This window comes from Demequina sp. TMPB413, from assembly GCF_020447105.2.
In the GTDB taxonomy this organism is placed as follows: domain Bacteria; phylum Actinomycetota; class Actinomycetes; order Actinomycetales; family Demequinaceae; genus Demequina.
This window is the reverse complement of the sequence record NZ_CP096184.1, coordinates 693,031-707,136: the sequence shown is the minus strand read 5'-3', so window position 1 is coordinate 707,136 and position 14,106 is coordinate 693,031. Positions and strand designations below refer to the sequence as shown.

At 65.8% G+C, this 14,106-nt stretch carries 13 protein-coding genes; 1 reads left to right on the top strand and 12 read right to left on the bottom strand.

What is annotated here, in order from left to right; translation table 11 throughout:
* Positions 1 to 24 precede the first annotated feature (24 nt).
* The 3 genes from recO to leuA are packed head-to-tail and all read right to left on the bottom strand — an operon-like array spanning position 25 to position 2,990.
* The gene (gene recO, locus LGT36_RS03380; protein ID WP_226094537.1) at positions 25 to 771 is read right to left on the bottom strand and encodes a DNA repair protein RecO; all 747 of its coding nucleotides are present in this window, start codon (positions 769 to 771) and stop codon (positions 25 to 27) included.
* Between the two features lie 45 nt (positions 772 to 816).
* Complete coding sequence (locus tag LGT36_RS03375; protein WP_226096028.1) at positions 817 to 1,242, bottom strand: GNAT family acetyltransferase; 426 nt, start codon at positions 1,240 to 1,242, stop codon at positions 817 to 819.
* Positions 1,242 to 2,990 (bottom strand): 2-isopropylmalate synthase, encoded by a 1,749-nt coding sequence (gene leuA, locus LGT36_RS03370; RefSeq protein ID WP_226096029.1) that lies wholly within the window; start codon positions 2,988 to 2,990, stop codon positions 1,242 to 1,244. The genes LGT36_RS03375 and leuA overlap by 1 nt, the downstream gene beginning before the upstream one ends.
* Positions 2,991 to 3,236: 246 nt before the next feature.
* Between leuA and LGT36_RS03365 the strand changes: the two genes are divergently transcribed.
* Positions 3,237 to 3,407 carry a hypothetical protein gene (locus LGT36_RS03365; RefSeq protein ID WP_226096030.1) on the top strand — a complete coding sequence of 57 codons (171 nt, stop codon included), beginning with the start codon at positions 3,237 to 3,239 and terminating at the stop codon, positions 3,405 to 3,407.
* 91 nt (positions 3,408 to 3,498) lie between these two features.
* Here the strand turns inward: LGT36_RS03365 and LGT36_RS03360 are convergent, their stop codons facing one another.
* From LGT36_RS03360 to hrcA, 9 genes are all read right to left on the bottom strand, one after another.
* On the bottom strand, positions 3,499 to 6,951 hold the full coding sequence (locus LGT36_RS03360; RefSeq protein ID WP_226096031.1) for a hypothetical protein: 3,453 nt from the start codon (positions 6,949 to 6,951) through the stop codon (positions 3,499 to 3,501).
* A 101-nt stretch (positions 6,952 to 7,052) separates the two neighbouring features.
* Positions 7,053 to 7,958, bottom strand: a complete 906-nt coding sequence (gene era, locus LGT36_RS03355; RefSeq protein ID WP_226096032.1) for a GTPase Era — start codon at positions 7,956 to 7,958, stop codon at positions 7,053 to 7,055.
* Positions 7,951 to 9,288: a hemolysin family protein gene (locus tag LGT36_RS03350; protein WP_226096033.1), complete on the bottom strand. Its 1,338-nt coding sequence runs from the start codon at positions 9,286 to 9,288 to the stop codon at positions 7,951 to 7,953. The genes era and LGT36_RS03350 overlap by 8 nt, the downstream gene beginning before the upstream one ends.
* Positions 9,289 to 9,741, bottom strand: coding sequence for an rRNA maturation RNase YbeY (gene ybeY, locus LGT36_RS03345; protein WP_226096034.1), 453 nt, complete (start codon positions 9,739 to 9,741; stop codon positions 9,289 to 9,291).
* A complete protein-coding gene (locus LGT36_RS03340) occupies positions 9,738 to 10,784 on the bottom strand; it encodes a PhoH family protein (protein ID WP_226096043.1) in 1,047 nt (348 codons plus the stop codon). Before LGT36_RS03340 ends, ybeY begins: the two co-directional genes overlap by 4 nt.
* Before the next feature lie 38 nt (positions 10,785 to 10,822).
* Positions 10,823 to 11,161 (bottom strand): HIT domain-containing protein, encoded by a 339-nt coding sequence (locus LGT36_RS03335; protein WP_226096035.1) that lies wholly within the window; start codon positions 11,159 to 11,161, stop codon positions 10,823 to 10,825.
* Positions 11,158 to 11,937 (bottom strand): 16S rRNA (uracil(1498)-N(3))-methyltransferase, encoded by a 780-nt coding sequence (locus LGT36_RS03330; protein ID WP_226096036.1) that lies wholly within the window; start codon positions 11,935 to 11,937, stop codon positions 11,158 to 11,160. The genes LGT36_RS03335 and LGT36_RS03330 overlap by 4 nt, the downstream gene beginning before the upstream one ends.
* A gap of 12 nt (positions 11,938 to 11,949) precedes the next feature.
* Positions 11,950 to 13,080, bottom strand: coding sequence for a molecular chaperone DnaJ (dnaJ, locus tag LGT36_RS03325; RefSeq protein WP_226096037.1), 1,131 nt, complete (start codon positions 13,078 to 13,080; stop codon positions 11,950 to 11,952).
* On the bottom strand, positions 13,077 to 14,084 hold the full coding sequence (hrcA, locus tag LGT36_RS03320) for a heat-inducible transcriptional repressor HrcA (RefSeq protein ID WP_226096038.1): 1,008 nt from the start codon (positions 14,082 to 14,084) through the stop codon (positions 13,077 to 13,079). The genes dnaJ and hrcA overlap by 4 nt, the downstream gene beginning before the upstream one ends.
* Between the last annotated feature and the right edge of the window lie 22 nt (positions 14,085 to 14,106).

The window sequence follows — 14,106 nt, the reverse complement described above, 5'->3', positions numbered from 1 at the left end:
AGGATACCGTCCCCGTCCGCGCGCCTATCGACCGCCCTGATCAGAGCGATCCACGTGGGTGAGTGAGCGCACCCGCCGCTCCATGTGGAACTGGGCGTAGGCGGCGACAAGCCCGGCGGCCTCGCGCCGATGCCTCCCCTCAGAGGAATCCGCCTCGCGCCAACGCCCGTCGATCAGCGCGGCGAGCAGTGAGAACACCTCCGGGGCGGGTGCCGCGGAACCCGGCTGGCGACAGTTCTCGCACGTCGCCCCACCGCCGGCCACCGCGAACGCACGGTGCGGCCCTGGCGCGCCGCACGTCGCGCACTCATCAAAACTTGGCGCATAGCCAGCCAACGCGAGAGAGCGCAACAAGAACGAGTCAAGCACCAGACCAGCATCGTGTTCGCGGCGGCTCAGCGCACCAAGCCCCCCGTGCAACAACATGAAGTGGTCTCGCGCAGGCTCCTTCTCGAGGTCAACGAGCGAGTCGACCGTCTCCACCATGGCCGTTGCGGCCGTGAAGAGGCCGTAGTCCTCGCAGATGCGCCGCGCGTACGGCTCGAGCGTCTCCACCTGACTCACGATGTCGAGGTTGCGGCCCTCATACAACTGAACATCAGCGAGCATGAAGGGCTCCATGCGCGAGCCGATCCTGCTTGTGGTGCGGCGCACCCCTTTCGCGACGGCTCTCACCTTGCCGTGACTGCGCGTCAGCATCGTCACGATGCGGTCGGCCTCGCCCAGCTTGTGCGTCCTGAGGACGATGGCGTGGTCGCGGTAGAGGGGCACCTATCCATTGTCCCGCCTTGGTAGGACAGGTGCGGCGCACTCGCGTCAGGGCGAGTCGCTCAGCACCCGTCCCATGGAGATCGCGGGGTCCTCGACCCAACCAAGCGACTCGTAGAAGCCCCTGACGGCGTCGTTGCCACGGCGCACCTGCAGGTTGACCTTCATGCAACCGAGTTCCCGCAACGCGGCGACAGCGTGCTCCGCTAGCGCCCTACCGATCCCCCGCCCTTGGAGGCCCGGTGCGACGGCGAGGTGGTACAGCCACCCCCTCACACCGTCGTAGCCTGCCACGACGGCACCGACCACCTCGCCGTCCGCCTCGGCCACCCAGAAAAGGTCGCTGTCCCTGGTGCGCTTGCGCGCGATGAACCCGCGTGGTTCATTGCGGGCAGGGTCGCCAGGAAAGGCCTGGGCCCACAAGGCACTCACTGCCGCTTCGTCGACGGACGAGAAGGGGCGTATCAGTGCCACTAGCGTGCGGCCCGATTCACCGCCGAGATGATCGCCTTGAGCGAGGCCGTGGTGATCGAGGGGTCGACGCCCACGCCCCACAGGATCTCCTCGCCGATCTGGCACTCAACATAGGCGGCGGCCTTCGAGTCGCCACCAGAAGTGAGAGCGTGCTCGGCATAGTCCAGGACCTCGACTTTGGCGCCACGGGTCCCAAGGGCCGCGACAAACGCGTCGACGGGACCATTGCCAGAACCTTCGATCGTGACGGCTTCACCGTTGTCGACCACGTCGGCCGCGAGGGTGTCGGGTCCCGTATCGCTCGACGACGCCCTGGTCCCCTGAAGCGAAAAACGCCCCCAAGCCTTGGCGGGGTCAGGCGAGGGAAGGTACTCGTCCTCGAAGATCTGCCAAATCGCGTCGGCCGTCATCTCGGCACCGGAGGCGTCTGCCGCGGTTTGAACCACCCGCGAGAACTCGATCTGGAGGCGGCGTGGAAGGTCGAGATGACGCTCCGACTTGAGCAGGTACGCGACTCCGCCCTTTCCTGACTGGGAGTTGACGCGGATGACTGCCTCGTAGGAACGGCCCACGTCCTTGGGGTCGATCGGCAGGTACGGCACGGCCCACTCGAGGTCGCCCACGGCGACGCCCTTGCGCGCGGCGTCCTGCTCCATGCGCTCGAGGCCCTTCTTGATCGCATCCTGGTGCGAGCCGGAGAACGCCGTGAAGACGAGGTCTCCACCCCAGGGGTGGCGCGGGTGGACGTCGAGTTGCGTGCAGTACTCGACCGTGCGGCGCACCTCGTCCATGTCGCTGAAGTCGATCTGCGGATCGATGCCTTGGCTGAACAGGTTCATGCCGAGCGTCACCAGGTCGACGTTGCCGGTCCGCTCTCCATTGCCGAACAGGCAGCCCTCGATGCGGTCGGCGCCCGCCATGTAACCCAACTCTGCAGCCGCGACGGCCGTGCCGCGGTCATTGTGGGGGTGCAGGCTTAGCACCACGGAGTCGCGGTAGTCGAGGTGACGGCTCATCCACTCGATCGAATCGGCGTAGACGTTCGGGGTGGCCATCTCGACGGTGGCGGGAAGGTTGATGATCATCTTGCGGTCTGGGGTCGGCTTCCACACGTCCAGGACGGCGTTGCATACCTCGACCGCGTACTCGAGTTCGGTGCCCGTGTAGGACTCGGGGCTGTACTCGTAAAACACCTGGGTGCCGGGGATGAGCTCCTCGAACTTCTGGCACAGCATCGCTCCGTGCGTTGCGATGTTCCTGATCTCGTCCTTGTCTGCACGGAAGACGACGTCGCGCTGGAGGATCGACGTGGAGTTGTACAGGTGAACGATGGCGTTCTTGGCGCCGCGCAGCGACTCGTAGGTGCGCTCGATCAGGTGTTCGCGAGCCTGCGTGAGCACCTGGATGGTGACGTCGTCGGGGATCTTGTCCTGCTCGATCAGCGCCCGCACAAAGTCGAAGTCAGTCTGGCTGGCCGAGGGGAAACCCACCTCGATCTCGCGGTAGCCCATCTTGACCAGCAGGTCGAAGAGTCGCATCTTCCGCTCGGCGTTCATGGGCTCGATGAGCGCCTGATTGCCGTCCCGCAGGTCGACCGCACACCATCGTGGGGCCTTGTCGATGCGCCGCGTCGGCCACTTGCGGTCGGGCAGATCAACGGTGATCTGCTCGTGGAAGGGGCGGTATCTGTGCAGGGGCATGTGGGAAGCGCCCTGATCGCCGCCGGTGTAATGAGCGTGTGGTGCCATGGTCAGTCCTTCGAAGTCTTGGGGTGGCTAGTTGCTAGCCGGCACACCAACCACCGCGACGAGTATCCGGCTGTCTAGGCCTCGTCGCGGCGACGAAGGAGGAGGCTGACCTGCCGTGCACGCATATCGACACCCTAGCCGATGAAAGAAATCTCGGGTTCCCCTTGACGCGCCGACTCAAAGGTGGTTGGTTAGTTACTACACCAACTAACCGAACAACTAACGCATAGCCCCAAGGAGATACCCATGTCCCACGCACAGGTCGAGACCAGCAGCCCCAAGGTCAAGAAGAACGACATCAAGGACGCGCCGTTCTACGCCGTGCCCATGATCCTCGCCATCATCATGCTGAGCACCGGCGGCTTCATGTGGTTGCTCGCGAGCTCCATCAAGATCTTCGACTCGATGGGCTACTGAGAATCCGGCCCGCGCCGCCCTCACAACCCCGCGCCGACGCCCCCGTCACCGTTGTGGTGACCGGGGGCGTTTTGCGTTCCCCAACGACGGTTCAGTCAGCCAGACCCAACGAGACATCGAGCCGTGAGATCTCCCCCGTGCGCTCGAAGATCGCCGCAGCATCAGACGCGTTCAGTCGGAGGCCGTCGACCCGCGTCGACCCGTCCTCCTTGGTGACCACGATGCCTTGCGGCCCCGTGCGACGCAGGACGACGGGCACCTGGCACAAGGTGAAGCCCATGGTGCCCGCGTCCAGGGACAGGGTCGTCACGTCGCCCGACGCCGCGACGTAGGCGAGCTCAGCAGGGGCGTCGAGGAACTCCTGCGCGCGCACCATCCGCGGCTCGAACTCGAGCGCTCCCCCGGTGACCACCACGCCCATCTCGCTCGCGCGCGTGATCACGTCCTCCTTCACCTGGCCGGTCATGCCAGGCTGCTGCACTCCCGAGAAACTCGGGGTGTGCGAGTAAGGGTCCGTCGGCACCGCCCCGTACTCCGCAGGCGATTTGTGGACGCCGATGCCCGCGCGAATCTGCTCGTAGTGGCGCGCGAGCCTGTCGACAACGTCGGCGTCGACGCCTTCGCGCAGCGCCTCCAGCCGGGCCTCGTCGACCGCTAGCAGAAGCTTGGAGACCATGTGCCAGTAGATCGACCCGAGGCCTTCGTACTTGTAGAAGGTCCCCGACCGCCCAGTGAACGACGCGTGGTGGAAGACATCTTCGTAGAGATCGAGCAGCCGGTCATGCTCCCGCTCAACCATGTCGCCGAGCTCACCGTTGCCGACGGCGGCGAGCGCCTCATCAAGATGGTCGGCATTGCGGAAGGCGGAGTTGAAGTGCACACCCCCGTCGACGTCTCTCACCACAATCCGGTGGTCGCCGCGCTCGAGCATCGCGGTGAGCAGCGCCGACGCGGTGACGGCCTCTTGCGGCACGATGTTCTTGTCAAGGAAGTGGGGCAGTTCGCGGTCGGGATACAGGATGAAACTGTTCTGGTCGGCGCGGTACAAGTCGCTCGCACGCAAGGCGTCCAGCAGGGCCGCCGCTTGCGCAGGGTCGAGGAGGCCGCTGCTAAGCACCGCCACTTGGCCCTCAAGCATCTCGCTCAGGTGGCGTACCGTCGCGCCTCCTGGAGACGCCAACATGATGTTGTACGAGTGGTACAGGCCATCCTCGCGCCGGTTGGCAGCAATGGTGTGGTCCGCGTGGCGCAGCGCGATCTCGATGAAGCCCCGCACCTGGGTCATGGTCACGGTGGTCGACTCCCCGCGGGACGCCTGGTCGTAGACGCTGGCACGGTGGGCCGTCCCCGCAGCGCCGAGGCGATCGAGCAAGGCCTTCCGATCCGCGTCCGAGATCACACGCGTCGCGAGGTTCGCGTGGTCGCCGAGTGCCTGCGCGACATCCGCAAGCCACTGTGCCACCGGCTCAGCGATCTCGATGTCGTCGATGCCAGCCGAGTCAACGAGTTGGTCCAGGAACGTCAGGTACCTGCGCAGGTAGCACAGGGTCACCATCGACACCCCGTTGCCGACGAGCGCATTGTTCGCGTCGTTCCACTCGGGGCGCTGGGTGTTCATCCAGATCCCGCCGCCTGGAACAAAGTTCGACAGCTTCGACAACGCCACGATGAGGAGCTTCTCGGTGAGGTTGGCCCGCAGCAGGTCGCCCTCGGCGTCAAGCACCGCTTTGCCATCCGAGCCGATGGCACGCGCGCGCTCCAGCGCGGCGTCGTTGACGCGCTCGTCGAAGTCGATCGTGTCCCTTGGATCACGCAGCAAGTCCTGGTAGGAGCGGATCCGGTAGGGAACGTCGGCGAACGTGAAGACCTTGCGGGCCAGCAATGAGTCGAGGCTCCCTGGGCGGTAGCGCTCTGCCGCCTCGAGCAATCGCAGCAGGTAGATGACCTGGTGGTCCCCCCAATAGCCGATGTTGGCCCAGTCGTCTTCAGGGTCGAGAATCTCCCACTCGTAGCCTTCGCGCAGCACACGATAGGGGTTGTAGCCGTCCACCGTGGAGGAGTCGGCAAACTTGAACACCATGGCCTCGACGAACTCGGGGTACGACATCGCGAGCGCCTCCCAATTCTGGAAGATGTCCCGCCAATTGCCCTGGTAATTGAGCATCGGCTTGCCCTGATCGTCCTTGAGCCTGATGGAGAAGCTGTTCCACGGCCTGCTCGGGTCACCGTGTCGCCTGCTGAAGGACAGGGGAAGGTACTCCGCAGCGAGCCGCTCAAGGTCGACGTCCCCAACGGTGGCGACTCTTGACATCAGGTCGGCACGCACGAACTGCTCGGGAAGCGAATCGAGGAATGCCTCGTGGCGGAGCCCGACCGGCGCATTGGTCTTGGCCACGTATGCCTTGAGGTCTTCCCGCGAGATCAGGTAGCCATGTTCGGGTACGCCGCCCCGCATGGCGTTGAAGAGCGTGTTCGCGAAGTGGCGCCAGACGCTCGGCTCGTCGGCCGTTGCCTGGAGGCCGTCGGTCTCGCCCACGATGCGAACCAGTTTGGCGGTGCCTCGCGCGACGTCTGCGAGGACGCGGTCCTTCACTCCGGGCTCGGCCACGTCCCGCATGAGTGAGCGCACGCGCGCCGCATCCAGTTCCACCTCTGCCACGAGGAGCCAGTCGTTCGCCTCGCCAGGCGCGAGATCGAGCGAGGCCGCAACGAGGTACGCACCGCGTCGTCCGCGAATGTCCCGCTCGGCCGCGATGGGCTCGCCCGCGCGAAAGGCCTCGCACTGAATCTCAGACAAGAGCACCTCAGCCGAGTCAAGTCCCGTGTTCCATGCGGCATTGACTCTGAGAGCCTCGCTCGGCTCCGCCGTATCGACCGGAATCGAACTGAGACGGAACAGGGCGATGTCCGTGTCTTCCGCGGTTTCCGTGCGCTTGTACCCGTCCACGAGCGTGCTGAACTCCAGCTGGAAGCGGCGACTCACGCCCGACGGCAGCACGTTGCGGATCCCGTCAAGCAGCTCGACCGACACCTTTCGGTCGGACAAGTTGCGAAGCTCGCTGCGACGCACAAATCCGTAGGCCTCACTGTTGGCCCACGAGTAGCGGAAGGAAAGCCCAAGGTCGTGATTGGTCTCCTCAAACACGACGCTGTTGCCGTACACGCTCTTGTAGAGCGCCCGCTCAATGCGAAAGAGCCCCTGCTGACGCGTGGAGAACGGCTCCCACAGGGCAGTGTGACCGTCCCTCACTACGCGGAAGATCGATAGCGAACCGGTGGTCTGCGCCGCGTCGTGGATGCGGTCGTCGGTGTAATACGGGAACAGTGCGTTGTTGGGGTCGCGACGGCCTGCGGTGAGGCCCCCCGTGCTCGACAGAAACATCCAGTGATCAGAGTCGCTCACGACGCTCATGAAGAAGGGATCCATACGGTCGTAGTGACCGATCCGGTAGAACCGCTCGCCGTCGAGGTCGACCAGACGTCCGTCGACCCCTGCCTGACGGCGTGGAGTCGAGACAGCAGTAGCCGTTGATACGTCCTTCATTGCACGCCTCCATGGGCAGAATCGATCCCGCAACTGGGCGGTGCGCGCCGCTGTGAGAGCGCGACCACAGTGCCCAATAGAACCGGTTCAGAGGGCGCTTGTCAAAAGCCCATCCGCCCCAACTGCTTGGGGTCGCGTTGCCACTCCTTGGCGATCTTCACGTGCAAGTCGAGGTACACGCGCCGCCCAAGGAGCCGTTCAATTCCGGCGCGCGCCGTCGCGCCAACCTCCTTGAGCCGTGAGCCGCCCTTGCCGATGATGATTCCCTTTTGGCTGTCTCGTTCGACGTACAACTGCGCGCGGATCTCCAACAGCGGCACACGTGGGTCATCCGCCGCCTGCTCGCGCTCCACCATCTCCTCGACCATGACGGCGATCGAGTGGGGCAACTCGTCCCGCACCCCCTCGAGCGCGGCCTCCCTGATGAGTTCAGCGACCATCACGTCCTCAGGCTCGTCGGTCACCTCACCCTCCCGGTACAGCACCGGCCCCTCGGGAAGGTGGCCCACCAGCACATCCGTGAGGACGTCCACTTGGATGCCCGCGACCGAAGAGACGGGGACGATGTCGGCGAAGTCGCCGAGCGCCTGCACCTCCAGGAGATGAGCTCCTACGGCGTCCCGGGAAACCTTGTCGACCTTGGTGACGATCGCGACGACGGGCGCACGGGCCTCGCTCAGCTCGCGAGCAATCCACTTGTCGCCAGGCCCGACCTTCTCATCGGCAGGCAAGCAGAAGCCGATGACGTCCACCTCGGCGAAGGTCTCCCTCACCACATCATTGAGGCGCTCTCCCAGCAACGTGCGGGGACGGTGAAGACCAGGGGTATCCACCACCACCAGTTGGGCGTCGTCACGATTGACGATGCCGCGAATGGCGCGGCGCGTGGTCTGGGGTCGCGACGACATGATCGCGACCTTCTCCCCTACCAGTGCGTTCATCAGGGTCGACTTGCCAGCATTAGGGCGACCCACGAACGCGGCGAAGCCGGAGCGAAACTCAGTCATCTGAGGAGGACCTTCTTCTTCCATTAGAGCGGCCAGACGATCGGTTCCGACCCTCCGAAGGTGACTCAGCGTCGTCGGCGTCTGCTGTGGCGGCCGGGGTTCGCTCGACCAGTAGCCACGTGAGCCTACGCCTACGGCCCTCCGCCCGCTCAGCCGTGAGCGTCAAGCCATGTGCCTGAGCAGTGGACCCAGGAATCGGCACCTTCCCCAGCGCCTTGGTGAGCAAACCGGCCGCGGTATCCACGTCGTCGTCCTCGATCTCGATGTCGAAGAGTTCGCCCAGTTCGTCGATCGCGAGGCGCGCAGGAACGCGGAAGCGTCCGCCGCCAAGGTCGATGACTTGCGGCTCTGCGCGGTCGTGCTCGTCGGTGAGTTCACCGACGATCTCCTCGAGCGCGTCCTCAATGGTCACCAGCCCGGCGACTCCACCAAACTCGTCGATGACGATCGCCATGTGGAAGACCTCGTCCTGCATGCGGCGGAGCAGGTCGTCTGCCGGAATCGACTCGGGCAAGAACACTGGCTCCCGCATGAGGTCGTCAACGGGAGTGTCCAACGCCTCCTGCCGGTCCCACGTCGCCCGCACCACGTCCTTGAGATACAACAGGCCGCGCACGTCATCGGTGTTGTCCCCAATGACCGGCACCCGCGAAAATCCCGACCGCATGAAGAGCAACATGGCCTTGCGCAGCGGGGTACCCGACGCGATGGTCACCATGTCGGTGCGCGGAACCATCACCTCTCGGGCAAGCGTGTCGCCAAGATTCACGACGCCCCGCAAGAGTTCGGCGTCTTCGTCTTCGAGCGCGTCTTGGGCCTGCTCGACGAGGTCTTCCGCCTCCGACAGGGCGGGCATTCTCAGGGCGGGAATGATGGCGCGCACCGGCGTCGACAAGGAGATGAGCGCCACACCGATGGGGGCAAGCACGCGGACGGTCGTCTCGGGGTGCGCACGGGCGATCACCCTGGGGGCCGCGCGCACCAGCAACAGCGAGTACGCGGCGGCGAGCGCCATGGTGACAAGCGCCGCCACCCAACCCGGCCACCCAAGGTCCCGCCCCCACGTCCATGCGAGGACGCTCCACGACACGAGCGCCACCGCTTCGAGGGAGGCGTACACAACGGATGCAGCGTTCGCCACCTCATCGGTGTCGCGGGCAAGCTTCGCGGCTTGAGTGGGGCGGCCATCGGCGCGTTGAGCCTCGCCCATCACGCGTTCACGCGCGTGAGGCAACTGCTCGAACGCGGCCACGATGGCATGCATCACGGCGGCCCCGATCATGCTCGCCAGGCCGAAGGAAACGAGCAGGGTGATGGCTTCGCTACTCACTCAGGCCCTCTGCGCCAAGAACGTGAGCAGAAGGTTGCGCTGAAGCGCGAACATCTCCTTCTCCTCTTCCGGCTCGGCGTGGTCGAAGCCGAGCAGGTGAAGAATGCCGTGCGTCGTGAGCAGGAGCATCTCTTCTTCTGCGCTGTGGCCTGCCGCCTTCGCCTGCGTGGCCGCGACCGTCGGGCACACCACGATGTCCCCGAGCAGCCCGGCGGGCGTCGGCGTGTCAGCAGTCCCTGGCCGCAACTCGTCCATCGGGAAGCTCAGCACGTCGGTGGGGCCAGGCTCGTCCATCCACTTGAGGTGGAGGTCCTCCATCGCGGCCTCGTCCACAAAGAGGATCGCCAACTCGGCGTCGGGCGCCACGTGCATCTGGCCCAGGACGAAGGCGCCAAGGGCCGCGAACTCCGCCTCGTCGATGACGGCGTCCGTCTCGTTGTTGACCTCGATCATGCGTCGTTCTCCTTGTGGGGGGCTGCGCGATGCTCAGTTGGCCGCGCAAAGCGGCGCTGCTGGCCGCCTCGCGGCGCACGCTCCCGCTGTGCCTCGTCGCTCGCGTACGCCGTGATGATGTCGCTCACCAGCCTGTGCCGCACCACGTCCTGTGCACCAAGCTCGCTGAACCCGATGTCGTCGATGCCTTGCAGGATGTCTCGCGCCGCGCGAAGTCCCGACGTGGTCCCTCCCGGCAGGTCGACCTGGGTGACATCGCCCGTGACCACCATGGTCGAACCGAAACCGAGGCGCGTGAGGAACATCTTCATCTGCTCGCGGGTGGTGTTCTGGGCCTCATCAAGAATGATGAACGCGTCGTTGAGCGTACGCCCGCGCATGTACGCGAGCGGCGCCACCTCGATGGTGCCAGCCTCGATGAGCCTGGGAATCGACTCGGGGTCGACCATGTCGTGAAGAGCGTCGTAGAGCGGACGCAGGTAGGGGTCGATCTTCTCGGACAGCGTGCCTGGCAAGAACCCGAGGCGCTCGCCAGCCTCGACGGCCGGCCGCGTCAGGATGATGCGGGAGACCCTCTTCGATTGGAGCGCCGCGACGGCTTGAGCCATCGCGAGGTAGGTCTTCCCTGTACCTGCAGGTCCGATGCCGAACGTGACGGTGTGGCGCTCGATTTGCTGCACATAGGCGGCCTGCCCCTCGGTCTTGGGGCGGATCGTCCTGCCGCGCGAGCTGAGGATCGACCGCGACAGGATCGCTACAGAATCCGAGCGCGCCTCGCTCGCCTCGCCGTCGTGGCTGGCGGCGGCCACTGCTGAGCGCGCGCCCTGAAGCATCCTGATCGACTCCTTGGCTACCTGCGGCGTGAGCGGCACTCCCGCGGCCAGCAGGGAGCGGAGTTCTTCGAATGCGGCGGCGCATTCCGACACGTCGGCGTCGTCGCCCGTCATGGAAATGTGGTTGCCGCGCACCAGGACGTCGACCCCAGGGAAGGCGCGCTCGACCTCTTTGAGCACGGCGTCTGAGGTGCCAAGGAGGGCAGGCATGGTGGCGGCGTCATCAACAATGACGACTCGAGAGGAACTCACGCGTTCTCCCACTTGAGGTCGCCGCCGCCCAGCACGTGGCCGTGGACGTGGAACACCGTCTGGCCAGCCTGAGGTCCTGTGTTGAAGACCAAGCGGAACTGGCCATCGGTCTCGGCATCGGCGACCTGTTGTGCGACCTCGATCATCTCAGCAAGAAGTTCCGGGCGCTCAGCAGCGAGGTCCGTGACGTTCTTAAGGTGCACCACGGGCACCACGAGCACGTGCGTCGGGGCTTTTGGCTGAATGTCGCGAAAAGCGATCACGGTATCCGTGCGTGCGACAACGTCGGCGGGGATCTCGCCGGCCGCAATGCGGCAGAAAAGGCAATCGGTCATGAGTCCAGGGTATTGCTCGACGGCGAACTCGACCACGTACCGCGTAACACCGCGAGGGCCGCGAGGGCCGCCGGGCCGGCCGACGATGCCCTCAGCACGTGCGGGCCGAGCACCACAGACTCAGCGCCTACCGCGGTCAGGGCCTCCACCTCGGCATCGGAGATTCCTCCCTCGGGACCCACGATCACCCACACTTCTTGGTCATCCCTGGCCCACGTGAGGGAGGTCAACGCGGTGGCGGCAACTTCGTGAAGCACCAGCACCCGCTGACCGGTTGCCACCGCCGACTCCACGTCGCGCACCAGCTGGGCGGTGGTGACAAGCGGAGCAACCTCCGGCACGAGCGCACGACGGCTCTGCTTCGTGGCTGCGAGGGCGAGCGACTCCCATGCCGCCCTCCCCTTGTCCACCTTGGGGCCCTTCCACTGCACGATCGAGCGCGCAGCGGCCCACGGCACGATCCTCGTGACGCCAAGTTCCGTCGCTGATTCGACCGCCTGCTCGTCGCGGCCCCCCTTGGCAAGAGCCTGGACCAGAGTCACCGGGGGGTCGCGATCCACGGCGACAAAGTCGATCGCGACGTCGATCCGGTCGGTTGTCACCTGCGTGATGACCCCTGTGGCGCGACGCCCCTTGCCATCAACGACATCGACGCGCTCTCCCACGCCGCGGCGCTGTACGGTGCCCGCGTGGCGCGCCTCCGCGCCGCGCAACGCCACCACGTCACCTACCGCAGCGTCGGCAACCTCTGGACTCAGGAAGACGGGAGCGCTCACGCCTGAGTGTTCCTAACCGCGACCCATAAAGGCTTCGCGCAGACGCGAGAACACGCCGCCCCCGAGCGGCGCGAGGCGTGCCTCAGGGAACTCCTCGCCGCGCAATCGCGCCAACTGGGTCAGCAACTCCGTCTGTGCTTCGTCGAGTTCGCTTGGGGTTTGGATGTCGAGGTGCACGTGAAGGTTTCCTCGGCCGGGGCGTTGCAAACGGCCGACGCCGAGGCCCTTGAGCGTGACGGTCGAGCCCGCGTGGGTTCCCGGCCGGACGTCGATCTCGTGCGGCCCGTCGAGCGTCTCAACGGTGGCGACGGTGCCGAGCGCGGCGGCGGTCATGGGCAGTTCCAGCGTGCAGTGGAGATCGTCTCCCCTGCGCTCGAAGGACTCGTGCGGACGCTCGCGAATCTCGATGTAGAGGTCGCCGCGTGGGCCTCCTCCTGGCCCGGCGTCGCCCATCCCAGACAAGCGGATACGGGTGCCCGTCTCCACTCCGGCCGGGATGTCGATCTCGATCGACCTGCGCTCCCTGGTGCGCCCCTGCCCGGAACACGTGGTGCATGGGCTCTCGATGATCGAGCCGTAGCCGCCGCAGCGGGGGCACGGCGCGGTGGTCATCACTTGGCCGAGCAGCGAGCGCGCGACTCGCTGCACCACGCCTGCACCGTTGCACTGGGGGCAGGTGGCGGGCTGTGTGCCAGGCGAGCAGCACGTCCCGTCACACGTGGTGCACACCTCGGCGAGGTCCACCATCACCTCGCGGTGAACTCCAAAGACCGCCTCTTCCAGTGTGACGTCCACCTCGACGAGCGAGTCTCCCCCGCGTTGGGTGCGAGACGCTGGACCCCTGCGGGCCGAGCCTCCCATCGAAGAACCGAAGAACGTCTCGAAGATGTCCTCGAAGCCAAACCCGGCGCCTGCGCCTGCCGACGAGTTGCCTCCCCTGGGATCAACCCCCCTGTCGAACTGCGCGCGCTTGTCCGCGTTGCCGAGCACCTCGTAGGCGGCGGCGACGTCTTTGAAGCGATCTCCCGCCTCTGGCCCCGCCACGTCGGGGTGCAGCTCGCGTGCCAGTTTGCGATAGGCCTTCTTGATCTCGGCCTCTGTCGCTGTTCTCGGCACACCGAGCACGGCGTAATAGTCCTTCACGTCTCCACCACTTTCGACAGGTAACGGGCCACGGCTCTCACCGCGGCCATCGTTCCCGGATAGTCCATGCGCATCGGTCCGAGCGCTCCTAACAATGCGGGCGAGGCAACATTTCCGTACCCCGCCGCCACGATCGACGTGCCCGCTAGCGCCGCGTGGCCGGTCTCCCGGCCGATGCGCACAGACACGCCTCCCTCTAATGCCATCTCGTGCAACAACCGCAACAGCACGACCTGTTCCTCAAGAGCATCAAGAATCGACGACACCGCGTCGGCCTTGAGGTCGGATCCGGCCCTGGTGAGGTTACCGGTGCCAGAGAAGACAACGCGTTCGATAGTCCCGCCGCGGGCGGCGCCCACTACGGACGACGCGACCTCGGCTAACCATGCGTGCGTCGCGTGGCGCTCGGTCCAGGCCGCGAGGGCCGATTCGAGCGGCTGCGGGGTCAGGCCCGACGCGGTCTCATTGAGTTCGCGAGCGATCCGCTCGAACTCGTCTTCCGACACGTCCTCCGGGACCGACACGGTAGCTTGCTCGACCCTGGCGTCGGCGCTCACCACCACGGCAAGCGCGCGGTCGCTCGTCATGCGCACGAGTTCCACCCGGCGCACGGGGCTTTCCCTGAGTGAGGGGTACTGCACCACGGCCACTTGGCGGGTGAGTTGGCTCAGCAGCCGCACCGAACGCTCCACCACGTCATTGAGGTCAACGGCGTCCGATAGGAAGGTCGAGATGGCGCGCTTGTGGCTGTCCTGCAGCGCCGCCGCGGCGAGCATGTCCACAAAGTAGCGATAGCCCTTGTCGGTGGGGATGCGCCCAGCAGAGGTGTGGGGCTGCGCAATGAGTCCCTCTTCCTCCAGAGCGGCCATATCGTTGCGGATGGTCGCGGGAGACACCCCGAGGTTGTGGTGCTGTGCCAGCGCCTTGGACCCGACGGGCTCGCTGGTAGAGACGTAGCCTTCGACAATCGCCCTCAAGATCGCCTCGCGCCTGTCGTCGCTCATTCCACCTCCCATTGGCACTCAG

What these genes read in the sequence shown, in the direction of transcription:
- leuA (WP_226096029.1), bottom strand. Translation starts at nt 2,990, where the DNA reads ATGGCACCACACGCTCATTACACCGGCGGCGATCAGGGCGCTTCCCAC.
- LGT36_RS03365 (WP_226096030.1), top strand. Translation starts at nt 3,237, where the DNA reads ATGTCCCACGCACAGGTCGAGACCAGCAGCCCCAAGGTCAAGAAGAAC.
- ybeY (WP_226096034.1), bottom strand. Translation starts at nt 9,741, where the DNA reads ATGATCGAGGTCAACAACGAGACGGACGCCGTCATCGACGAGGCGGAG.
- LGT36_RS03340 (WP_226096043.1), bottom strand. Translation starts at nt 10,784, where the DNA reads ATGCCTGCCCTCCTTGGCACCTCAGACGCCGTGCTCAAAGAGGTCGAG.
- hrcA (WP_226096038.1), bottom strand. Translation starts at nt 14,084, where the DNA reads ATGAGCGACGACAGGCGCGAGGCGATCTTGAGGGCGATTGTCGAAGGC.
- LGT36_RS03335 (WP_226096035.1), bottom strand. Translation starts at nt 11,161, where the DNA reads ATGACCGATTGCCTTTTCTGCCGCATTGCGGCCGGCGAGATCCCCGCC.
- LGT36_RS03360 (WP_226096031.1), bottom strand. Translation starts at nt 6,951, where the DNA reads ATGAAGGACGTATCAACGGCTACTGCTGTCTCGACTCCACGCCGTCAG.
- era (WP_226096032.1), bottom strand. Translation starts at nt 7,958, where the DNA reads ATGACTGAGTTTCGCTCCGGCTTCGCCGCGTTCGTGGGTCGCCCTAAT.